19 protein-coding genes are annotated in these 23,481 nt (G+C 36.1%); 14 read left to right on the forward strand and 5 right to left on the reverse strand.

Annotated elements, in window-relative coordinates; translation table 11 throughout:
• The first annotated feature begins 166 nt into the window (after positions 1 to 166).
• On the forward strand, positions 167 to 2,476 hold the full coding sequence (locus ACU1LP_RS08190) for a WD40/YVTN/BNR-like repeat-containing protein (RefSeq protein WP_445736020.1): 2,310 nt from the start codon (positions 167 to 169) through the stop codon (positions 2,474 to 2,476).
• 21 nt (positions 2,477 to 2,497) lie between these two features.
• Positions 2,498 to 5,836, forward strand: coding sequence for an alpha-mannosidase (locus ACU1LP_RS08195; RefSeq protein WP_445736021.1), 3,339 nt, complete (start codon positions 2,498 to 2,500; stop codon positions 5,834 to 5,836).
• Between the two features lie 531 nt (positions 5,837 to 6,367).
• Here ACU1LP_RS08195 and ahcY read toward each other — a convergent pair.
• Positions 6,368 to 7,684 (reverse strand): adenosylhomocysteinase, encoded by a 1,317-nt coding sequence (ahcY, locus tag ACU1LP_RS08200; RefSeq protein WP_445736022.1) that lies wholly within the window; start codon positions 7,682 to 7,684, stop codon positions 6,368 to 6,370.
• A 133-nt stretch (positions 7,685 to 7,817) separates the two neighbouring features.
• Here ahcY and ACU1LP_RS08205 point away from each other — a divergent pair, with 133 nt between their 5' ends.
• The 10 genes from ACU1LP_RS08205 (at position 7,818) to ACU1LP_RS08250 (ending at position 16,699) form a co-directional block, all read left to right on the forward strand.
• Complete coding sequence (locus ACU1LP_RS08205; RefSeq protein WP_445736023.1) at positions 7,818 to 8,444, forward strand: 4'-phosphopantetheinyl transferase family protein; 627 nt, start codon at positions 7,818 to 7,820, stop codon at positions 8,442 to 8,444.
• A 121-nt stretch (positions 8,445 to 8,565) separates the two neighbouring features.
• Positions 8,566 to 9,291, forward strand: a complete 726-nt coding sequence (locus tag ACU1LP_RS08210; protein WP_445733386.1) for a geranylgeranylglyceryl/heptaprenylglyceryl phosphate synthase — start codon at positions 8,566 to 8,568, stop codon at positions 9,289 to 9,291.
• A gap of 224 nt (positions 9,292 to 9,515) precedes the next feature.
• On the forward strand, positions 9,516 to 9,776 hold the full coding sequence (locus tag ACU1LP_RS08215; protein WP_445733382.1) for a hypothetical protein: 261 nt from the start codon (positions 9,516 to 9,518) through the stop codon (positions 9,774 to 9,776).
• Positions 9,760 to 10,392, forward strand: a complete 633-nt coding sequence (pnuC, locus tag ACU1LP_RS08220) for a nicotinamide riboside transporter PnuC (protein ID WP_445733381.1) — start codon at positions 9,760 to 9,762, stop codon at positions 10,390 to 10,392. The genes ACU1LP_RS08215 and pnuC overlap by 17 nt, the downstream gene beginning before the upstream one ends.
• On the forward strand, positions 10,353 to 10,922 hold the full coding sequence (locus ACU1LP_RS08225; RefSeq protein ID WP_445733380.1) for an AAA family ATPase: 570 nt from the start codon (positions 10,353 to 10,355) through the stop codon (positions 10,920 to 10,922). The genes pnuC and ACU1LP_RS08225 overlap by 40 nt, the downstream gene beginning before the upstream one ends.
• Positions 10,922 to 12,463 carry a DUF4301 family protein gene (locus ACU1LP_RS08230; protein ID WP_445733379.1) on the forward strand — a complete coding sequence of 514 codons (1,542 nt, stop codon included), beginning with the start codon at positions 10,922 to 10,924 and terminating at the stop codon, positions 12,461 to 12,463. Before ACU1LP_RS08225 ends, ACU1LP_RS08230 begins: the two co-directional genes overlap by 1 nt.
• 2 nt (positions 12,464 to 12,465) lie before the next feature.
• Entirely contained in the window at positions 12,466 to 12,873 is a 408-nt protein-coding gene (arfB, locus tag ACU1LP_RS08235) for an alternative ribosome rescue aminoacyl-tRNA hydrolase ArfB (protein WP_445732714.1), read from the forward strand.
• 240 nt (positions 12,874 to 13,113) lie between these two features.
• Positions 13,114 to 14,505 (forward strand): dipeptidase, encoded by a 1,392-nt coding sequence (locus ACU1LP_RS08240; RefSeq protein WP_445732715.1) that lies wholly within the window; start codon positions 13,114 to 13,116, stop codon positions 14,503 to 14,505.
• A 132-nt stretch (positions 14,506 to 14,637) separates the two neighbouring features.
• Positions 14,638 to 15,498 (forward strand): DMT family transporter, encoded by an 861-nt coding sequence (locus tag ACU1LP_RS08245; RefSeq protein WP_445732716.1) that lies wholly within the window; start codon positions 14,638 to 14,640, stop codon positions 15,496 to 15,498.
• A 100-nt stretch (positions 15,499 to 15,598) separates the two neighbouring features.
• On the forward strand, positions 15,599 to 16,699 hold the full coding sequence (locus tag ACU1LP_RS08250; protein WP_445733378.1) for a DUF4407 domain-containing protein: 1,101 nt from the start codon (positions 15,599 to 15,601) through the stop codon (positions 16,697 to 16,699).
• A gap of 71 nt (positions 16,700 to 16,770) precedes the next feature.
• Here ACU1LP_RS08250 and ACU1LP_RS08255 read toward each other — a convergent pair whose 3' ends face one another.
• Positions 16,771 to 17,049 (reverse strand): STAS domain-containing protein, encoded by a 279-nt coding sequence (locus ACU1LP_RS08255; protein WP_445732718.1) that lies wholly within the window; start codon positions 17,047 to 17,049, stop codon positions 16,771 to 16,773.
• A gap of 600 nt (positions 17,050 to 17,649) precedes the next feature.
• On the opposite strand from ACU1LP_RS08255, the gene ACU1LP_RS08260 reads away from it, so the two are divergent.
• Positions 17,650 to 18,081, forward strand: a complete 432-nt coding sequence (locus ACU1LP_RS08260; protein ID WP_445732719.1) for a YybH family protein — start codon at positions 17,650 to 17,652, stop codon at positions 18,079 to 18,081.
• Between the two features lie 190 nt (positions 18,082 to 18,271).
• Here ACU1LP_RS08260 and ACU1LP_RS08265 read toward each other — a convergent pair whose 3' ends face one another.
• The 3 genes from ACU1LP_RS08265 to ACU1LP_RS08275 form a co-directional block, all read right to left on the reverse strand.
• Complete coding sequence (locus ACU1LP_RS08265) at positions 18,272 to 18,850, reverse strand: PhnA domain-containing protein (protein WP_445733377.1); 579 nt, start codon at positions 18,848 to 18,850, stop codon at positions 18,272 to 18,274.
• A gap of 116 nt (positions 18,851 to 18,966) precedes the next feature.
• A complete protein-coding gene (locus tag ACU1LP_RS08270; RefSeq protein WP_445733376.1) occupies positions 18,967 to 19,794 on the reverse strand; it encodes a hypothetical protein in 828 nt (275 codons plus the stop codon).
• A 770-nt stretch (positions 19,795 to 20,564) separates the two neighbouring features.
• The gene (locus ACU1LP_RS08275; protein WP_445733375.1) at positions 20,565 to 22,169 is read right to left on the reverse strand and encodes a beta-N-acetylhexosaminidase; all 1,605 of its coding nucleotides are present in this window, start codon (positions 22,167 to 22,169) and stop codon (positions 20,565 to 20,567) included.
• A 284-nt stretch (positions 22,170 to 22,453) separates the two neighbouring features.
• On the opposite strand from ACU1LP_RS08275, the gene ACU1LP_RS08280 reads away from it, so the two are divergent.
• Positions 22,454 to 23,479, forward strand: a complete 1,026-nt coding sequence (locus tag ACU1LP_RS08280) for a LacI family DNA-binding transcriptional regulator (protein ID WP_445733374.1) — start codon at positions 22,454 to 22,456, stop codon at positions 23,477 to 23,479.
• Positions 23,480 to 23,481: the final 2 nt, after the last annotated feature.

A 23,481-nucleotide genomic window follows, 5' to 3' on the forward strand; every position in this document is an offset into this window, starting at 1 on the left:
TAAAGATAAAGAGCCGTCAAACAATTATTTTGACGGCTTCTTTTTTCTAAAGCCTTTTCAAAATAAGCACATTTTATATATCTTTTAATTTAGAATTTAAAAGGGTTGTTTTTATACAAGACTATAAGTTTGTATGGTACTAAACCTTAAAATTCGTTTTTGTTTTATGAAAAAAATACTTTTATATCTTATAGTCTTCACTAGCAATTTTAGTGGCTTTTCACAATGGCAATCCATAAACCCGGGCGCTGGAGGGCAGGTACAGGACATTGTTTGCGATCCAAATACTCCAGGTAGGTTGATTCTTGTCTCCGATATGGAAGGCATATATGAAACTTTGGATGACGGTGAGTCTTGGCACATTATGGGAGACCTTCATCAAAACCGCGTGTTTTCAGTTGCCTATTCCAAAGGGGATACCAGCAAACTATTTGTTGGGACGCTTTATGGTCTGGAAGTGTCAAGTGATAGTGGTAAAACATTCAAATTAATAGAACAAACCAAGCGAACCTCCATTGCCACCCTTGCTGTAAATCCTCATAACAATAATATAGTCATTGCCGGTGTAGGTTGGCGAGACGATTATGAATTCTCCGATACTTTTGGTCTGAAACAATCTGGAAAAGGGGAAATTTACAGGTCTACTGATGCAGGCAACACATGGAACTTGGTTTATTTTGACACCGACATAAGTGAAGACAGAAATGTTGTTAATATTGAGTTTGATAAAACAGATAGCAACGTTGTTTATGTAGGTTCTAGCATGGGCATTTATAAGAGTAGCGATGCCGGACAAACATGGGAAAAAATTAAAAGTCCTTCAAGCACAGAAAAAAATAGAGGCGTAGCATTGAGTCCGGACGGGAAAATACTTTATGCAGCGTACAGCACCAATGGAAACAAAGGATATCTATATGCGTCTTCAACCTCTACAATTAATTGGATTGAGGTAAGCTTTGGGAACAACGAGTTTTTAGGTAATTATGATTTTTGGCATCCGGAAGTAGATCCTCGCTCCAAAACAGATTCACATAAGGTCACTTTTGGACTTCAAAGTGGTAGAGAAGGTGTTTTTGAAGGCACTTTTGAATGGCATGGCGATATGTTGTCCCATTATTCATGGAGCACTATTTGGGTGGGAACGAAAGGCTTTGATACCGGTTGGGATTTTGCGCCAACCAATCCACGATTTGTTCATTATACGCCATTAAATTGGGAGCGAGCTCTGTGGTCCACCACCAATCAAACCATTTTTCAGGGTCTGTTAGATGGGGATACATATCAATGGAAAAACAAATATTGCATTCCTAATGAATCCATAAAGGTTTCCCAATGGGGCATGGAGTTCCCCACTTATGCAAGTAGAGGTACAGAAAGCACGTACACCTATGATATTGCTGTTCACAATAACTACGTCGTTCAAGGTATGGGCGATAATGGTGCTGTTGAAAGTTGGGATGGTGGAAAAACATGGTCCAATATGCAACATAGGTTAACGATTCCGCCCATATCCGATGTTCAAGCTGTGGATATTGCCAATAGAAGTAATACTCCAATTGTGGTTGCACAAATGACCAGCGGTTATGGAGGTGGAGCATTAAACGGAAACCTATATGCAAAGCGATTGGTAAACAATTCACCGAAAGACCAGTGGGTATTTATAGGCGGTGGCTGGCAACAAAAAGGAGGTTTGCCTTCGGGTGTTTTTAGGGACATAGCTGTATCTCCTGTAAATGACAAACGGGTATTTGTCTATTCTACCGATAATGGTTTGTACATGATTGATGATATTGAGCAAACCTTAAAAAATACCGAAGAAGGTAAGGAAACAACCTGTGTAAAAATATCCAATGGGATTGCAGATGGCATTTATGCAGTTAAAAAAATCGCACCGCATCCTACCAACCAAAACATTGTTTTTATAAATGGAACCAGAGGCGACAAGGAAGGTGTTTTTAGAGGCGAAGCTACAAACGGAAAATGGCAGTGGACAAAAGTCTATGACGGTGCCAACTGGGATTCTGAAATTGTAGCATGGGAAAACAAGGGAAAAGTATATCTGTTTTTCTCTGGCGCTTCAAAAGAAAAAGGCGGCGATGGATCCAATTTTGTAGGCGCGCTTTCTTTAGATGAAGGTAAAACTTGGAAAACAGTCATTACTAAAGAAACCGCAAAAAAACTCCGTGCAAATAGTTGGTATAATGCCATTGCTGATGATTTCAGATTTATGAACAAAGGCGGGGCTTTGGGATACAAAAATGAAATTATCATGAGTTTTTATGACCATACCATGCAAAAAGCCTATGGTGTTTTTAAAGGAACCATCCAAAAAAATGGTACGGTAACTTGGCAAGACTGGACAGACAATTTGCATTTTGGCGGTTTAACATCTACAGTTATTGCCAACCAAAATGGCGTCCCTTATGTATTTGTATCAACAGCGGGTGCAGGCGCTTGGAAAAGACAATTGGATTAAACTAAAACCTTTAATTTTTAAATGATGAAAAAAAAGATTATTGTATTTTTTATAACAACCTTTTGCATTGTTGGTGCTGGGGTTTCCCAAACACCAACCGCCGTACAGCAAAACACGCTCGATTACATTAAACGTGCCGCAGATGGTGACCATCTGGCACTTGAGGGAGGCCATTTGGAATTGGATGGCCATGTGATGCCCTACCCATTTTTTGAAACCCACGAAGTGCTCTATCTGTACCGCTTGAGTCAATTAAGGCATCGTGTGGTTTGGAAGGCAGATGAAGTGTATTATGAAGAAGGTTGGAAAGAAGGCAATCAATCCAAAAAATCCATTCCTGCTTCTGCAAAAAAAATCTCCCCCAATGTATTGAATGGCGAACGTTTAAGCCATGAAACCTATTGGTTACAGCTTCCTAAACTTCCAAAAAGTGAAACCGGATGGGAACGTTTTTTCTGCCTGCAACCCATGGAATTGACCTTACCAGGGTGGCCAGAAACCACTATTTATGTGAATGGCGAGTCTAAAGCAGCCTTAATGCGCCAGCACTTTTATTGGTCATTGAACCAGTTGTTGGACGAAACGAAACCAAATTTTATAACCTTAAAATCTTTTGGAATTTACGATAATAAACGAGGTTACAAAGAAATAAGCGTTGTGGAGCGCGATCCAGATATTGATGAATTGTATTGGTACATGCGCGTTCTTATTGAAGCCAAATCCATATTAACGGAAAAAGACAAAGGGTTTGCCGAAATCAGCGGATTGGCGAATGATATTATGGCAAAATTGAATTTGGATATTGCCAAAACAACCGTGTTTAGAACCCAACTGAAAGCATTTATGCCATCAGTAAGATCGAGGTTTAAGGACATTGAAGCCATGTCCGATAGCAAATTTACCCTTAAAATGCTCGACCACGGCCATTTGGATAGTGCTTGGCGCTGGACCTTGGATAATACCGATGAAAAAATAGAACGCTTGGTTTTGAACAATTTGTATCTCATGGATAGGTATCCTGAATATAAATACATTTTCACAACTCCTTACCATTACGAACGAATGAGCCAATTGTTTCCAAAATTATTCAAAAGGGTTCAAGAAAAAATTAAAACCGGCCAATGGGTTGCAGATGGCAGTACCTATTGTGAAACGGATATGAACCTTCCCGGGGGCGAAAGCATTGTTAGGGAATTTTTATATGGTTTGGATTATTACCGTAATACTTTAGGCGTTACCAAAAACTCCCTTTTTTTACCCGACACTTTTGGTTACCCTCGGTTCCTTCCACAGATTGCACAAGGTTTTGGAATTGACCATCTTGTCGCCATGCGTGTTAATACCCCAGAAATTGGCGAACATATCATTTATAAATGGAAAGGCATTGACGGTACCGAAATATTGGTAAATGGTTTGAGTACCCCGGCATGGGAATATCCATTTGTGAGTGCGGTACATGGTTATGGCATTTCAGATCCAGAAAAATATACCACATATAACGCCCCCGATCCTGGACCACGCAGATTATTGGGCACTTATAACCAGTTTAAAGACAAAGCAGCAACCAATAACCAAATTATGTTGATTGGTTGGGGCGACGGCGGCGGCGGCGGCACCGAAGACCAATTGGAACTGAAAAAAAAAGGGAGCAGTTTACCATCTTTCCCCAAAGTGGAATGGACCAATATGTACGATTATATTACCAACCAAAAGAAAAACATTGACAAATTTGCTGAATTCGATCAACGTCTTATAGCAGATCGTTTTGTGCAACGTACCTATATTTATGCCAATGGTTTAAAAACAGGAAACCGTGCTGCGGAACAACGTTTAAGGGAAACCGAAGCGTTATCTTCCATGGCCATGAAATACGGATTTAAATATCCTGAACAAGATTTAAAGCGTTTATGGAAAGAATTGTTGATTCATCATTTCCATGATATCCTTACCGGAATGGCGGTTCCAGAAGTTCTTTTGGAAGCCAATGCCAGCATCCACAATGTGGAAGCGCAAACAAAAGTGCTTCGGGATAAGGCTTTGGATTTCCTTTTGATCAAAATGGCAACCGATGATAATGCCTTGGTGGTTTTCAATCCGTCGGGCGTCAATATGTCGGGTGTTGTGGAAGTTCCCAACGCTAAAATTCCTGTAGGCATGCAATTGGTAGATGATAAAGGCAATGCCATTCCATTTGTATCACATAACAGCAAATTATTTGTGGATTTGAAAAAATTTGACCCGATGTCGTTCATAACGCTTTATTGGAAACCGCAACAAAATAGTGCAACAGATGCAACTCAATTATCAGCGACCCAAAACACTTTGGAGAATGATTTGGTAAAAATCACTTTTAACGCAAAAGGGGAAATCAGCAGTTATTTTGATAAAAAAGAAAACAGGGAATTGGTTCCAAGGGATAAAAAATGGAATACGTTCTACGCGGTTACGGCAGATAGCGACACGGCCATCAGCGAAAAACCTTTTAACGGGGAAGCGAATGTTCAAACATCAAACGTAACATTCGATGCCTTAAAAGCGTCATTTAATATGAACATCACTTATAATACTTCAACCATCAAGCAAGAAGCTTATTTAACAAAAGGAAGTAAGCTATTATCCTTTAAAACCACCATCGATTGGAAAGAACCACAACGTCTGGAAGTCGATTTTCCTCTTAATTTCACCACCACTAAAGCGCACCATGGGATTCAATTTGGGGAAGAGGAAATAAACCGCGCGCAATTTAAAGCGGCCGATTCGTTGAAAATGCCATTTTGCGCCCACCAATGGACGGATATTTCGGATGAAGATTATGGCGTAGCCGTTTTTGACAATGTACGTTATGGTTACGATTTGAAAAAGAATGGCATCCGTTTGATTCTTTCTTATGGGCAACGCAAACAAACTTATGAAGAATTGGCCAAAGTGGATTATACGGTTAAAGGCGCTGCTGAAGATGGCGGCGAAAACTTTAGCTATGCGGTGTTTCCTCATACTGGTGCCCATTCGAGTGCAGGGGTTGTGCAAAAAGCAAAAGCCTTTAATAGTACTTTAATTTCGAAAAGTGCTTCTAAAAATTCAACAGCCTCTAAACTTGAAATTTTCATAAAAGATTTGCCTGACAATATTGTACTTCAAACCATAAAAAAAGCAGAAAATGGCAAAGGAATTATTATCAGACTTTACGAAACCAATCAAAAATCGACGGTTGCGGAAGTTGATTTCCCAACACATCCTGCTTCTATTGAAGAGACAAATTTGAACGAGGATTTTTCTAAAAAACTGCAAATTTCAGCCGATGGAAAGAGCACTTTAACTTTTAGACCCTTTGAAATTAAAACTTTAAGGATTCAACCTTAATACATGAAAAAAATCATTATTGTCCGACTAAAGATTATAGACCGCTTCGCTGTTAGTCCCGATGGCTATCGGGAAAAGAAAATAGACTTGATTCTAACTAATTGAAAAACAATATAAAACACATTGATGATTTTATAAACAACGTAATTATAATTTTTTCAAAAAAAGACAAGCTGTTTTAATATAAATTCCTGTAAAGTAAATGAAACCTATACGATATGTCATCACAAAATATTTTAACCGGACAACAATGGAAAAAAATTAAAATAAAAAAATTATATCAACACTATTTAATTTCTCTCCTTTTTTTAGGGAAGATGCCTTTAGGCAGAGGGGTTTAATTTCTCTCCTTTTTTAAGGCGGAGGGGTCAATGATATAAGCTACCTAAATAATAATTAGCTTTTTTTTTCTGTAATAAAGATTCACGGTAAACTAAATTTAAATTTCACAAAAAAAATCCCAAACGAGTTGCTTGGGATTTAACGTATTTTGAGTTTCAATTAATGAGATTCCTGCTTTCGCAGGAATTCTTAATATCTATAATATTCTGGTTTAAAAGGGCCTTCCACGCTTACGCCAATATAATCTGCTTGGTCTTTACGAAGTTCGGTAAGCTCTACACCAATTTTTGCTAAATGTAATTTGGCTACTTTTTCATCCAGATGCTTTGGCAACATATACACATCGTTTTCGTAGGCTTCGTTGTTATTCCATAGCTCTAATTGCGCCAAGGTTTGGTTGGTAAACGAGTTGCTCATTACAAAACTTGGGTGGCCCGTTGCGCAACCTAAATTTACCAAGCGTCCTTCTGCAAGAATGATGATGTCTTTTCCGTTAACCGTATATTTATCTACTTGTGGTTTAATGGTGTTTTTGGTGTGCCCATGGTTTTTCTTTAACCAAGCCATATCAATTTCATTATCAAAATGCCCAATATTGCAAATAATGGTTTTGTCTTTTACGGCTTCAAAATGACGTGCTTGTACAATATCTTTATTTCCAGTAGTAGTGATAATAATATCAGCATTACCAACAACGGTTTCCAATTTTTTAACTTCAAAACCGTCCATAGCGGCTTGTAGCGCACAAATCGGGTCTATTTCGGTAACGGTTACAATACTTCCTGCACCTTTAAAAGAGGCGGCGGTACCTTTACCAACATCACCATAACCACAAACAACCACACGTTTTCCTGCAAGCATGATATCGGTAGCACGACGAACAGCATCCACAGCAGATTCCTTACAACCATATTTGTTATCGAATTTCGATTTTGTAACCGAATCATTAACATTGATAGCTGGCATAGGCAAGGTGCCATTTTTTACACGTTCGTATAGTCTGTGAACACCCGTAGTGGTTTCTTCACTTAAACCTTTTATTCCTGAAATCAGTTCTGGGTAACGGTCTAAAACCATATTGGTTAAATCGCCACCATCATCAAGAATCATGTTAAGCGGTTTACGGTCTTCTCCAAAGAAAAGAGTTTGCTCAATACACCAATCAAAAGCTTCTTCGGTCATGTCTTTCCAAGCGTAAACCGAAGTTCCTGCAGCAGCAATGGCAGCAGCGGCTTGATCTTGTGTTGAAAATATGTTGCAAGAACTCCAAGTAACCTCTGCACCTAAAGCTTGTAGCGTTTCAATTAAAACGGCCGTTTGAATGGTCATGTGCAAACATCCGGCAATACGTGCGCCTTTAAGCGGTTGCGAATTTCCGTATTCTTCGCGCAAACTCATAAGTCCGGGCATTTCGGCTTCGGCTAATTCTATTTCTTTTCGTCCCCAATCTGCAAGCGATAAATCTTTCACTTTATTGGCTACATAAGGAATTGTTTTTGTACTCATATCAATTTTTCTTTTTGTTTTTAAAATCAAACATTCTTGGGATTAGAACTTAAATAGTTAAATTCGCTAACTGATTAAGTGTAAAATCTGCCTTAGGCAGTGCAAAGATAACTAATAACTTTTAGAAAATTAAATGCCTCTTTACAAAACCATTGCTCCAAATCCAGAAACTACTGTCAAAATCTGGAATATTACAGAATCTTTCGACAATTTAATGCAAGCCATAACCTTAAAACCAGAAAGTTTAGAGCGTGTTTTAGATATGAAAAGCGATTTGCACAGGCGAGGATTTTTAAGTGTGCGCCGTTTGTTAGCGGAATTTGGATATCAAGATACCGATTTGTTTTACGATGAAAATGGCAAACCCCATTTAAAGGATGGCAAGCACATTTCAATAACTCATTCGTTTCATTTTTCGGCGGTTATTGTGAGTGCTTCCATAATTGGTATCGATATTGAAAAACAACGCGAAAAAATAACCATCATTGCCCATAAATTTATTGATTATGAGTTTGCTTATTTAGATGTGAATGATGCTGAATTTGTTAAAAAATTAACTGTTATTTGGTGCATAAAGGAATCGTTATATAAATTGTATGCTACACCCGGATTAAGTTTTAAAAAGCATTGTTTGGTTATTCCTGTTTCAGATAATGCTTATGAAACGGTGGCTTGGATAGATTATGAAGACAAAAAATGCCGATATAACATTCAATTTTTAGAGTTCGAGGGGTTTACATGTGCGTATGCCATGAAATAGACAGAAGATAATAGAGTATAGGAAATAGACCGATAAAATCATTTTGTGAAGTATTGGTCCCGATAATTATCGGGATATTTTTTTGGGATTTTAAAGAAAAAACGTGGCAAAAGTAAATAACATATATCAAAACCTATTGAATTCAATGTCTATTAAAAAAAGATTATTGGCAGTCTTAATTGACCCTGATAAAACGAAACTTGATAGTATAACTATAATTACAGAAAAAATAAATCAATCAGTTGCAACCCATATTTTTGTTGGAGGTAGCAGGGTTGAGGAACACCTTACGGATATATTGGTTTCAGAAATAAAAAAGTTAACAAAACTTCCGGTAGTATTGTTTCCGGGAGATATTACACAAATTACCAGTAAAGCAGATGGTATATTATTTTTGTCGTTGATTTCGGGGAGAAATACAGAATATTTAATAGGCAAACATGTGGAGTCGATTTCAAAACTGAAAAAAACCAACTTAGAAGTGCTCCCAACAGGCTATATTTTAATAGAAAGCGGAAAGAAAACGGCTGTGGAAAATGTAACAGGCACACAGCCCATGCCAAGAGAAAATATCCAGAGAATAGTGGATACAGCAAAAGCGGGAGAATTATTGGGAATGAAGCTTATTTATTTGGAAGCTGGTAGTGGCGCTAAAGAAGCTGTTCCAAAAGCCATTATTCATTCCGTAAAACAAGCATTGCAAATTCCGCTGATAGTTGGCGGGGGCATTAGAACTAAACAACAATTGGAAACTGCCTATCAATCGGGAGCAGACCTGGTGGTGATAGGCACCGCTTTTGAAGAAAATGAATCGTTTTTTGAAGAGTTAAAAAGTAGCTTTCAATAATTCCTTCCCTTTTTTTAAGGAGGAGTGCTTGTGCCGAATTTTCGGTATGCCGTAGGCGGAGGGGTCAATAGGAGTAATTATTTTGATGCCACGTGATATTTTTGTCATAAGCATAACATTATAATGAATAATTATTCGTGTTCCCGATAATTATCGGGACGTGGCGAAATAAGATGAGTTTAACACATAACAGTTTCTCCCATTAGGGGAGATTAAGAGGGGGCATGAAAGTATCAATAGACCTAACATTATCACCATTACAGGACGATTACGAAATACACGTCATCAATTTTATCAAAGCATTGCGGCAGTCAGATTTTACCGTTTTGGAAAATCCGTTAAGCACCCAGATTTATGGGGATTTCGACAGCTTGATGCCATTTTTAAACGAGCAAATAAAAATATCTTTTGAAAACCAAAATATTTGCGTTTTAACCATGAAGATTGTAAAAACGGACAGACACGGTTATGAACCACATTTTTGATTTCTTTTTAGACGCCTATTGCCATACCTCCACTTTTCAAATAGTGCTTGAAGCGGTAGCTTTTGTATTTGGTATTTTAAGTGTTTGGTATGCTAAAAAAGAGAATATTTTAGTGTACCCAACAGGTATTGTTTGTACCGTTATAACCGTTTATCTGCTGTACATAAATGAGTATTTTGGAGACATGATGATGAATTTTTATTATTCCATTATGAGTATTTATGGGTGGTGGAATTGGTCCAGGAAAAAGGAAAATAAACCGGTTGTGCCCATATCAAGAACCACTTTAAAGGAAAAGCAGATAGGGATTTTGTTTTTTGTATTGACCATGGTAGTTACTTTTTTGGTGTACAAAGGGTTTGGTTACACCTTGGAAATACCAAATTATATAGACGTGGTAACCTCGGGCATCTTTTTTACAGCCATGTGGTACATGGCCATTAAAAAACTCGAAAACTGGACACTTTGGATTATTGGCGATTTAATTACCATTCCACTGTATGCCTACCGAGGGTTGGGTATATTGTCTCTACAATATGTAATCTTTACTATATTAGCAATTCAAGGATATATGGCATGGAAGAAAAGTATAAACAATTACCGGCAAACTGTATAAAAGTAGTGTTGTTTGGCCCGGAATCTACCGGAAAAACCACCTTGTCAAAACATTTGGCAAGGCATTACAATTCGGTTTGGGTGCCAGAATATGCACGGGAGTATCTTCAAAACAAATGGAACAACGAACGTAAAACCTGCGAGCCAGATGATTTATTGCCCATTGCAAAAGGTCAAATAAAATTGGAAAACAAACTGGCCAAAAAAACAGATACGGTTTTAATTTGCGATACCGATCTATTGGAAACCAAAGTGTATTCCGAAACCTATTATCTAGGAACCTGCGACCCCGTTATTGAAAAATATGCCTTAGAAAATACTTACGATTTGTATTTTTTAACTTATATTGACACCCCTTGGGAAGCCGACGATTTGCGCGATAAACCCGAAGAAAGAGAGGCCATGTTTAAAGCTTTTGAGCAAGCATTGATTGTAAACAAACGCCCTTATGTTTTGCTGAAAGGCGATAAAAAAACACGTATGGAAACCGCAGTAAAGCACATTGATAACTTATTGAAAAACCAAAAGTAATGTTTACAGATAAAGATATCCAACAAATAAATGATTCTGGTTTAACTGTCGAAAAGGTACAATCGCAGATGGAACTTATAAAATCTGGAATGTCTTATGCTCATTTGGTGGAAGCTGCCAGTATAGGTAACGGTATTCTGAAAATTGATGGAAACCGAAGAGAGGAATACATCCGTTTGTTCGATAACAAGTGTAATGATTTATCTATTGTTAAATTTGTTCCCGCATCGGGTGCAGCAACACGCATGTTTAACTTTTTATTTCAGTTTTTAAAGGATTTTGATCCAAATAAGGAAAATATCGAGTCCTATATCTCTAAAAACAAAGACCTGGAAGTGTTTTTAAGTGGATTGGAAAAATTGCCGTTTTTTGAAGATGTTGTTTTTAAAATCCATGAAGTAATTCCTGATTTTAATGGTTTGTCCTATGCAGAACGAAGCAAGGAGTTTGTAAAAACCATGCTCGACGAAAACAGATTGAATTATGGTTTTTATCCAAAAGGATTACTGCCATTCCATAAATATGCTACACATGTTTCAACAGCTTTTGAAGAGCATTTAATGGAGGCAAGCCTATACGCTTCTTCTAAAAAATCAGCAAATTTACATTTTACCATATCAGATACCCATGCTAAAATGTTTGATGATGAACTAAAGTATGTTAAGGAAGATGTAGAAGAAAAAACCAATACACATTATAAGGTGTCCTTCTCCTTTCAAAGTCCATCCACAAACACCATTGCCATCACTTCAAAAGATGCATTATATAGAGATGAAGCAGGTAATTTGTTGTTTAGACCATCGGGCCATGGGGCGTTAATACAAAACCTTAATACACTTGATTTTGATTTAATTTTTATCAAGAATATAGATAACATGGTTGTTTTTGGGCAAAACAAAGAAGCGTCGCCCCATAAGAAGTTGATGGCTGGCGTGCTGTTGAAAATTCAAGAACAAACGTTCAAATATTTAAGAAAGCTGGACGAGGATGCTGTTTTAGAAGAAGAAATCAACAACATTGAGTTGTTTGTAGTTAATAGGTTGAATGTCGCTTTAGGAAACGCGTACCATGGGTTAAGCCCTGAAGAAAAAATGGGTTATTTACAAAAAAAGTTAAATAAACCTATTCGGGTATGTGGCATGGTTAAAAACGAAGGCGAACCTGGTGGTGGCCCATTTTGGGTAAAAGATGAAAACGGCCGTGTTTCATTACAGATTATTGAATTTGCCCAAATTGATTTTGAAAATGAAGAACAAAAATATATTGCAAAAAACGCCACTCATTTTAACCCAACCGATTTGGTTTGTGGCGTTAAAAACTATAAAGGCAAAAAATTTGATTTAACAAACTATATAGACCAAAAGGCAGCTTTCATCACCATAAAATCACAAAATGGTATTGATATTAAGGCTTTAGAACTTCCCGGATTATGGAATGGCAGTATGGCACATTGGAATTCTATTTTCGTTGAAATTCCTGTTTCCACATTCAACCCCGTAAAAACAGTGAACGATCTATTAAAACCAGCACACCAACTATAGTTATGTTCGATAAACACGCATTAACATTGGAATTGACTTTTAAAGCCATTAGAAGTTCGGGTGCAGGTGGACAGCATGTGAATAAAGTGTCTTCTAAAGTGGAACTGACTTTCGATATTAATGAATCTTTGGTTTTTGATGATGGGCAAAAGGAACGGCTTTTAAATAAGCTTAAAACAAAATTTACAAATGAAGGTACTCTTGTCATGCAATGCGATGAAACCAGAAGCCAGCATAAAAACAAAGAACTGGTAACAAAACGCTTTTTTGAGCTATTGGAAAGCGGATTGTTGGTTCCCAAAAAACGAATTCCAACAAAAATCCCAAGGTCAGTAGTAAAAAAACGTTTAAAAAATAAGCGTAACGTATCTGATAAAAAGGCGAATAGACAAAAACCGGATATTGAGTAAATATTAAAATCCCAAAAAAAAATAAACTCCATCCCGATAGGAGCTATCAGGACGTGTAGGATTTTGTGAGCCTGTCTGCCTGCCGTTAGGTGTGAAATAACTAGGGCACAAAAACCACAAAGGGAAAAACGCATTAAATAAATATTAAGACTATTTTAAAACCTTTCCTCTTGGCACTGGTAAAGAAACCATCAAAAACGGTTCTTTTTTGTACTTTTGAAACAACTATATATATACTTCATGAACAACATACAACCTTATATCAAGGAACACAAAGACCGATTTGTAAACGAACTCATCGAATTACTTAAAATCCCATCCATAAGTGCCGATTCAGCCTATAAAAACGATGTTTTAAAAACCGCCGATGCCGTTAAAACCAGCCTGGAAAAAGCAGGTTGCAACACGGTTGAAATCTGCAAAACAGATGGTTACCCAATCGTTTATGGCGAAAAGATAATCGACAAAAATTTACCCACCGTTTTAGTGTATGGGCATTACGATGTACAACCACCAGACCCATTAAATTTATGGAACTCCCCGCCTTTTGAGCCCGTTATAAAAACCACCGAACTACATCCCGAAGGCGCTATTTTTGCGCGAGGTGCTTGCGATGATAAAGGGCAAATGTACATGCACGTAAAAGCCATGGAGTTTATGACCACCACCAACCAACTGCCATGTAATGTAAAATTCATGATTGAGGGCGAAGAGGAAGTGGGAAGCTCCAACCTTGCCATTTTTGTGAAAAACAATCAGGAAAAATTAAAAAATGACGTTATTCTTATTTCCGATACGGGCATGATTGCCAAAGATGTACCTTCTATTACCACCGGATTACGTGGATTAAGTTATGTGGAAGTAGAAGTTACAGGCCCTAACAGAGATTTACACTCCGGTTTATACGGAGGCGCAGTAGCAAACCCCATCAACATTTTAGCTAAAATGATTGCATCCCTTCACGATGAAAACAATCGTATTACCATTCCCGGTTTTTACGATAAAGTGGAAGAACTTTCAAAAGCAGAGCGTGCAGAAATGGCAAAGGCACCTTTCAATTCGGAAAACTATAAAAAAGCGTTGGTTATCGACGCTGTTTACGGCGAAACGGGATATACCACCAACGAACGGAATTCTATACGCCCAACTTTAGATGTAAACGGCATTTGGGGCGGTTACACCGGCGAAGGTGCCAAAACCGTTATTGCCAGTAAAGCCTATGCCAAAATATCCATGCGTTTGGTACCGCATCAAGATTGGGTAGTAATCACAAAATTATTCACAAAACACTTTGAAAGTATCGCTCCAAAAGGTGTTACCGTAAAAGTAAAACCGCACCATGGGGGTCAGGGCTATGTAACTCCCATAGATAGTTTGGGTTATCAAGCGGCAAGCAAAGCGTACCATGAGACTTTTGGCAAAATCCCCATTCCGCAGCGTAGCGGTGGCAGCATCCCCATAGTGTCCTTGTTCGAGCAAGAGTTGAAAAGCAAAACCATACTCATGGGCTTTGGGTTGGATAGTGATGCCATCCACTCGCCAAACGAACATTTCGGCATTTTCAATTACCTAAAAGGCATCGAAACCATTCCGTATTTTTATAAATATTTTACAGAGCTTTCTAAATACTGAAATGAATTCAGCACAAGTAATTTTTGGGTGTTTCCCCCGAAGAAAAATCGGGGGTCGCGCTTTACGTTTCAATCTTTTGTAAAAACAAAAGGATTTTCACTTCAATCGCTAACACAGAAGGCTAACTTCAAAATGAAAAACCAACACAGCAACCACTTACTTCAACTTACATTAGCCACGTTATTTATTAGTACTTCGGGCGCTTTAGGAAAGTATATCGACTTACCAACGCCAGTGGTTATATGGTGGCGGTGTTTTTTGGGAGGGCTGTTTTTGTACGCTTTTTGCTATTATAAAAAGTTCGATTTAAAAGTGCATTCAAGAAAAGACGCTGTTGCCATAACAATAAGCGGTCTTCTTTTGGGGGCGCATTGGATTACCTATTTTTACGCTCTAAAATTATCGAATGTCGCTATCGGGATGCTGTCATTATTTACCTTTCCTATAATGACCACATTTCTTGAACCCCTTTTTATAAAAGTAAAATTCGATCCCGTTTATATTCTGTTAGGGGTTATGGTTTTATTTGGCATTTACCTTTTGGCACCAGAATTTAATTTGGAAAGTACGTATGTAAAAGGCATTTTATTTGGATTATTATCCGCGCTCTTTTTTGCACTCCGTAATATTATGTCCAAAAAATTGGTTAGCAGCTATAATGGCACGCACATCATGCTTTACCAAGTAAGTATTCTAAGCATTGTTTTGGCACCAACGCTTTTTTACTTTGGCACTTCGGGCATAAAAACCGAATTCCCTTATGTTATCATGCTGGCACTGGTTACTACCGCTATGGGACACACCATGTTGGTTAATAGCCTCAAACATTTCACGGTAAGCACCGCAAGTATTATAAACAGTACACAACCTATTTTCGGAATTATCATCGCCTTTATTTTCTTAAATGAAATACCAACGCTTAATACTTACCTTGGGGGTTCGTTAATATTGGCAACGGTTATTATTGAAAGTGTGCGGTCTAGAAATAAATAATTTTTATCAATAATTTTGTAACAAAACACCCCACTTAACGTTCTAATAGCCAACCTGTCCTGAGCGCAGTCGAAGGATCAATCAATCAAAATCAATCATTATGTTAAAGCAATTCTTTATTATTTGCTCAGGTGCCGACACCGATATTTTAGAACAATGCTCCAAAGGCGAACAAAATAAGTACGCAGGTATTGGCGCTACCGTTTTCTTCACCGCTTTAATGGCTTTTATCGCCGCTGGTTTTGCGCTTTATACAGTTTTCGATAATCTTTACACATCTATTTTTTTCGGGCTTATTTGGGGACTTCTTATTTTTAATTTGGACCGTTATATTGTTTCGACCATTAAAAAAACAGGAAATGTTGTGGATGAATTAATCCAGGCATCACCCAGGATTTTATTGGCGATAATTATTGCCATCGTCATCTCAAAACCCTTGGAACTCAAAATTTTTGAAAAAGAAATCAATCAGGTGTTGTTGGAACAAAAAAACGAATTGACACTTGCTAACAAAAACCAAATTGCAGAACAATTCAACCCTAATATTGAAAACTTAGATAAGGATATAACTAATTTACAACAGCAAATAGCTACCAAAGAAGCCGAAGTAAATGCGCTTTACGACACGTATATTGCAGAGGCCGAAGGAACTGCCGGGACCAAATTATTGGGAAAAGGCCCTGTTTACAAAGAAAAACGCGATAAACATGATGCACTACTGGCAGAATTACAACTACTTAAAGAAGAAAACAAAGCAAAAATTGCAACTACAGAATCGCAAATAGCTAAATTAAAAGGCGATTACGAAACACAAGTTGTAACGACACAACCCATTATTAATGGTTTTGATGGCTTAATGGCGCGCGTTAACGCCTTGAACAAATTACCATGGTTGCCTTCGTTATTTATATTTCTGTTGTTTTTGGTTATTGAAACATCGCCTATATTCGCCAAGTTATTATCTCCAAAGGGTGCTTATGATTTTAAATTGGAAGACGAGGAAACCGCCATTAAAACCAATGTGCTTCAAAATAAAAACCAACGTGAGGTGATGCTGAAAACAGATTTCGCCATGAACGACCGTATCTATGCCGATTTGGAAACCGAAGAAGAACTTTACGCATACAAGCGTACAAAAGCGAGGGAGCTTATGCAGCTTCAGGCAGATGCCTTTTATAAACAACAAAAAAATGTACTATAGCCAACTGCTTGAACGCATATAACTATTTTCAATGGATAACTTGAAGCGATGCCCCGAAATACTATTTTTAATTAGGCAGCTATTTCAGATTTAAAATGATTGTACAGATCTTCACAGCCTAACCCAATAATGGACAAACTTTTATTTTTTGCAATCGCTTCTTTATGAAGATTTGCCAAAGCACTTACACCAAAACGGTCCATACTATCAATAGCTTCAATACTAATGGTCAACGTATTTGTCTTTTCAAAAATATTTCTGAATTCACTTTGAAACAAACCTAAATTGTTTTTGTCCAATGTGCCTTTAATTTTAAAAAAATTGTTGCAGCTTGTAATTTTTAATTCCATAATGAGTTAATTAATTTGGTTAAACAATAAATTTGGGCTTTTATACCAATTATAACTTAAAATAAGATCAATAAAACGCCCTTTTTTCCTTTCTTTTTCATTAAAAAAAGAAACCGTAACTAAGGCTATGCTTTATTTTTATAAATCAAATAAAGAAAAAAATCATCATTTTATTTTAATCTCATTTTAAATTATAATTGGTATTAATTAGTTTATTCTGAGGTAAATATATAAACCTTAAGTTCAAGAATATTATTTAATCGACCAAGGGATTTTAACTTTAGATGAAAATGTTGTTGTTGTCAAATTAATCGGTAAGTAACTCTTTTAAATTAAAGTTTTCGTTATTTTTACTCCCATTCATAAAAAAATGACAGAAGCAGTATGAAATGCCATTCTAAAATTTGAAAAAAAATCGAAATATGGAAAAGCATTGCATCTGAACGTAAAACAATAGGGTTGACACTTTTAGGAACTTACGAATCTTTGTGTTACTCTGTATGAAATTTTGAAAACCTTTGTGAAATAACTGTTACACAAAATACACAAAGAAGACACAAAAACCACAAAACAAAAACCATTTAAATAAAATTAAAACAGATGAAAAAAATACTCTTTTTAATTTGCTTAATTTCTACTTTTAATAGCTTTTCCCAAACTACTGAAGCGGATGATAAAGATGCTATCATGGCGGTTTTAAAAGCACAGCGGCTTGCTTGGTCTAAAAACAACATAGAAGAATACATGGAAGGCTACTGGAAAAGTGACTCGCTTAAATTTTATGGAAGCCACGGCATCACTAATGGTTGGTACAATACTTTGGACCGTTATCAAGCAGCCTACCCAACCGAGGGCCATACGGGCAAATTGAGTTTTAAGATAAACGACATTACTAAAATAAGCAACAATGTTTACTATGTTTTAGGCGAATACCACATAAAGCGCGAAGTTGGAAATGCCGATGGTATTTTTATGCTTGTTTTTAAACGGATTGATGGTAAATGGAAAATTATTGTAGATACTACTTGTTAATTTAACCTGGGTTTTGATATTAGTTTATGGATTGCGTTAGGGATAGCAGTGAAAATCCTTTTTAAAACATTGGTAAAAACAAATATTGGACAGAACTAATATTTGACAGATAGCCACGTCCTTTGTCCTCGTTATGACGTTTTAAAAAGATTGTAACGAATAGCCCGACCCTTGTGGTAACGCCCAAATACTATAATTTCTTTACATATTTAGTAATGATGACGATTTGCTGATTATCTACTTTACCTTCAATATATTCGGCGTTTTCATGGTCCAAACGAATGTTTCTAACGGCAGTACCTTGTTTGGCAACCATGCTGGACCCTTTTACCTTTAAATCTTTTACCAAAACTACTGAGTCGCCCGCTTGAAGAATAATCCCATTAACGTCGCGGTGTATTATTTTATTGGCTTCATCTTCATGCTCGCCCGTAGCTCTTGCCAGAGCCAAAGCTTTATCATCCAAATACATCATATCCAATAAATCTTTTGGCCAACCTTCGTTTCGTAACCTTTGCAGCATTCTCCAAGCCATAATTTGTACTGCCACATGTTCGCTCCACATACTATCGTTTAAACAACGCCAATGGTTGGCATCCATTTCTGTGTTTCCTTCAATTTGGTCCAAACAGGTTTTACAAACCAGTAGGCTATTATCTATATTTTCGTTTAACGAAGGAGGAATGGTGTATTGTGATGATCCTTTGGTTGCTGTACAAAGTTCGCAAGTGTTTTTGCTTCTTTCTTGTAGTGTTTGTAATACGCTCATGGTTTGTTTTTATACTGCAAAAATACATTTAAAATAAGTTTCCGCAAGCGTTGCTGCTTATTATAAAAGCAAAAAAGACACCATTTGGTGCCTTTTTTATACCCTTAAAAATGGGATTATTTAGATAGTTCTGCAACAAACTTGTAAACGGCATCGCCATGGACTCCCGTAAAGTATTTATCGAATTTTTTATCTCTTTCTTTACGGGCCGCTTCGTCTGGCCATGCTTTTTTGGCAAGTTCTGGAAGGCCGTCAAACATTTTTTCTAAATCGGCCATAGAATCCAAGAAAAAAGCCTCCATCATTTCTGTGCCGTCTTTGCCCCAAGCGTGTCTGTTTGGGTAATACCCTTTTACCAAGGGATTGGGCTTAACTAGCTTTTCAAAATTTTCGTTCATTAACCCTCTTATTTCATCAATATTTCCATCTTCCGGAAATGCCAAATGCGTAGTACGAACATAGCAAATTAAGTCTTTGTTGTTATTTTCTGGAATAGGCTTAACCAAAGGCATCGCTGTGTATATTTCATCGGAATGATAGCGCGAATAATACGCCTGTTGTTTCTTTAAGAATGCCTCTCTTGCGGTTTTGTCTGGCCATGCGGCTGTTTCCAGTTCACCATCTTTCTCTGCGGCTTTTTCTATATCTGCCCAAGATCCGTAAACTCGAACGTAAATAAGTTCTGTGTTATCGGGTGTCATTTGATGCAAGTAAAATGAAGATGCCATAACATGGTCGTTCTTTCTTGTTACTTTTTCTAAATACTCTTTCTCGATCGCTTTCCATGTGGCCATGTCAAAATCTTCCATATCCATATTCCAGTGCAAAGTGGTTACGGTAAGGTACTGTGGCCCTTCTGGTTTATCTTGTGCGAAGATAGTGGTACTGATACATAGCAATAGTGCCATTGCCATGGTTTTAAAAAATTGGTTGGTTGTTTTCATAATCTGTTAAAAAATTAAAGTTAATATAAATGGTTTATTAAATACTGCTTTAAGATTTTAGGGCGTACTCGATTATACTACTAATAAATGATGGGAGAGAATATGTAGGTTGGATAAATATACAAAAAAAGCACTGAAATACATTAACTTAAATTTATTATATGCATTAACGTGAGTTTGATATCTGTGCTCTTTGTTGCCGTACATACTTTTTTGTTGCATATTATTGGGCCGGCCACTTAACTACGTTCTTTACAAAAAAATAAGGAGAAAAAATACAGACTTTGTGAAAATGCCAGCCCACAACACCTTAAGCCATGGCCAGTTTTGTGCTTATATGGAAAAACCTCGCAAATTTTCTAGCGGAGTTTTGTGTTTTATTTGCTTTTTGCCAACATACGGAATGGCTCATATACAAAAGCGTTCTTCCTAGTTTTAGGTGTTTTTTTTAAGTACCTGACAAAAAATTAATCTAAAGAATTCCCCGACGCTCTGCCTCGAGGATAGTCGGCTTCAAGAAATTTTTTATTCAAGATCAAATAGTCCCTCAATGCGGCCTCCTCTTTTTTAAGAGAAAGTATATAAGATTTTTCTGTATTTCGGCAGGTGTAGGGGTGCCAGGATTAATTGAAATTCTGTAACTCTTTATATTTCAGTATTTTAAACACTTTTAATTTAGTGTGACTCACCGAATTGCACACTAAAGTCAAAAAGAACTATTTAAAGGCAAAATTTATTAGTCTTTAGATATCATAAAGATACAAATTTTATTATTTAAAATCTGTATGATATTCTATCCCTAAAAACTCCCAACGTTTTTTATATTCGTTTAAAGACTTTATAAAAACCTCGTAATTTTTATTAGTATGAGTTGTCCAACCTACTTCTGCATAGGCTGCAATTCTTGGGAATATTTGGTTATTCATTTGTTTAACTGAAGGAATCCATTCACTCCACATTTGACAACCTATACCTAATATTTTGTTGGTATATTTTTTATCAACACCTTCAGGAATTGGATCGAAAGAATATGCTTTAGAAAGCGGTAAATTATCATAATTATAATCCAAATAAGTCATAGAGTGTAGAGAATTCACAATGTCATAACCATTAGTAACAGCTTCATTAATAAGGTCTACGTTTCCTTTCCAAAAATGAACAATAGTTGATTCTGCTAGTTTTTGCTTTACCTCTATATCCGAGTCCTCTTGCCATTCGTGTACATTTACACCCAATATTTCATTCCACCCCATCATTCTATGATTATTGTTTTCTATGAAACTAGACATTTGATTGGTAAAAAATATTTGAAGATCAGCTGGAGAAGTTAAGCCTTCTTCCTTAATTTTATTTTGAATAATCTCTGAGTTTTTCCATACATCAAACATCACTTCATCACCACCAATATGAACAACTTTACCTGGAAAAAGTTCAAATACTTCTTCAAGAACATCTGTAAGAAATTCATAAACTTTAGGGTCTGCTATATTAAACGAATCATCTAACTTACCAAAAATTTGAGGTACCTTGTTTGATGTTCCTAATATTCCTAACCAAGGATAAGATGCAATGGCGGCCATCGCATGTCCTGGCATTTCTATTTCTGGAACTATTAAAATTTGTCTTTCTTCGGCATAACTTATAATCTCTTTTATCTCTTCTTGGGTATAAAATCCTTCATGAGGATATCCATAACGCTCTTCACTTTTTCTGCTTAACTGAGTATCGGCTCTATAACTCCCTACTTTCGTTAAATTTGGATATTTTTTTATCTCAATTCTCCAACCTTGATCATCAGTAAGATGCCAATGAAACACATTCATTTTTAGAAGCGCCATTTCGTCTAACAGATTTTTAACAACCTCAGTTCCCTTAAAATGTCGCGACTCATCTAACATAAATGATCGCCATACAAAACGTGGTTTATCAGTGATTTCTACTTCTGGAATAAAAACCTTTTTTTCTGAATCTTTCAAAAACTCAAAATCACTTGGTAATAATTGTCTTAGTGATTGAATTCCATAAAACAAACCAGTATTTGATGCCGCTTCGATTAAAATATATTTTTTATTAGATTTAAGATTGTATCCTTCCTTACCCAATATACTTTCCATAGCAGGATTTATTTTTAATATAATACCAGATCCTTTTTGCTTAATACTAGGTTTTTTATCAAAGGCTTTTTCTAAAATTGAAGCTAGGTAATTAGCTTGATTTATAGATAATTTATCTGCAACAATGCATGTTTTATTATTTAACATATAGAAGTCGTCTCCAATTTTCACTTCCATAGGACGTGGTATAATATTAACTTGCGCATTTCCTAAAGAAATATAAAAAAGAATAAAAATATTTAAGAATTTAAATGTGTTCATAATGTATTTATTAAGCTTTAATTTAACTATTGACTTGAGTAAAATGTAATTAATATATAAATTTGCTTTAGCAATTACAACTACTCTTATTTTTCAAATTTAAAACAAATCACACATTAATGCAAACGTTTGCATAATAATTGTTGTATTATAAAACAATTTATTAATTTTATTTGTTTTATTTGTATCATAATTGTTAAATGAAAAAACTTACGTTAAATAATTTTTATTTAGCATCAGCTAAAAACAATTAACTTTAAAAGCAAACGTTTGTTATATTTAAGATGAAGAACACCAGAATTACCCTAAAAGATTTAGCCAAAGATTTAAACCTATCTGCATCAACTATATCTAGGGCTTTAGGAAATCATCCTGCTATTAGTGCTTCTACAAAAAAAAAAGTGCAAAAAAAAGCGGAAGAATTAGGGTTTGTACCTAACTCGATAGCTTCAAGCTTTAGAAAGAAAAAAACACAAACTATTGGAGTAATCGTTCCAAGAATTGATATACATTTTCACTCGCTTGTTATAAGTGGTATTGAAGAGTTTGCATACAACAATGGCTATAATGTTACTATCTTTCAGTCAAAAGATTTACTTAAAAGAGAAAAGGAAATTGTAAAAATTCTTCAAAATAAAATGGTCGATGGTATTATAGTATGCTTAGGCATTGAGACCAAAAGCTGTGATCATTTTAAAAAAATAAATAAACTTGGTATTCCTCTTGTATTTTATGATAGAGTTCCTACCGATTTTGATGCTAACAAAATTGTTATTAATGATTTTGAATCTGCATATTTAGCAACAGAACATCTTATTAAAAATGGTTGTAAAAGAATTGGTCACATTTCTGGTAGCCAAACTACTAATATTTTTAAAGCTCGTTTAGAAGGTTATAAAGCTGCTCTAAAAAAACATAATTTGCCTATAGAGGCTTCACTAATACTATTTACTAATAATCTTAGCTATGAGGAAGGGGTACAATGTGCAGAAAAATATTTAGCAATTTCAGAAAAACCAGATGGTATATTTTGTGCAAATGATTATACTGCCGTTAGTGTTATTCAAGTTTTTAGAAAAGCTGAAATAAAAATTCCCGAAGAAGTAGCTATTGTTGGTTTTAGTAATTACCCTATTTCTAAAATTATAGAGCCTCATTTGACAACTATTAACGATCGCGCTTTTCAAATGGGTGAAGCGGCTACTAAATTATTAATTCGTCAAATTGAAGAAAAAGACGATTCTATTACATCTGAAACTATTACTTTGAAAACAGAATTGATTGTTCGCGAGTCTAGTACAAGAAATTAATC

This window comes from Mariniflexile sp., from assembly GCF_052728615.1.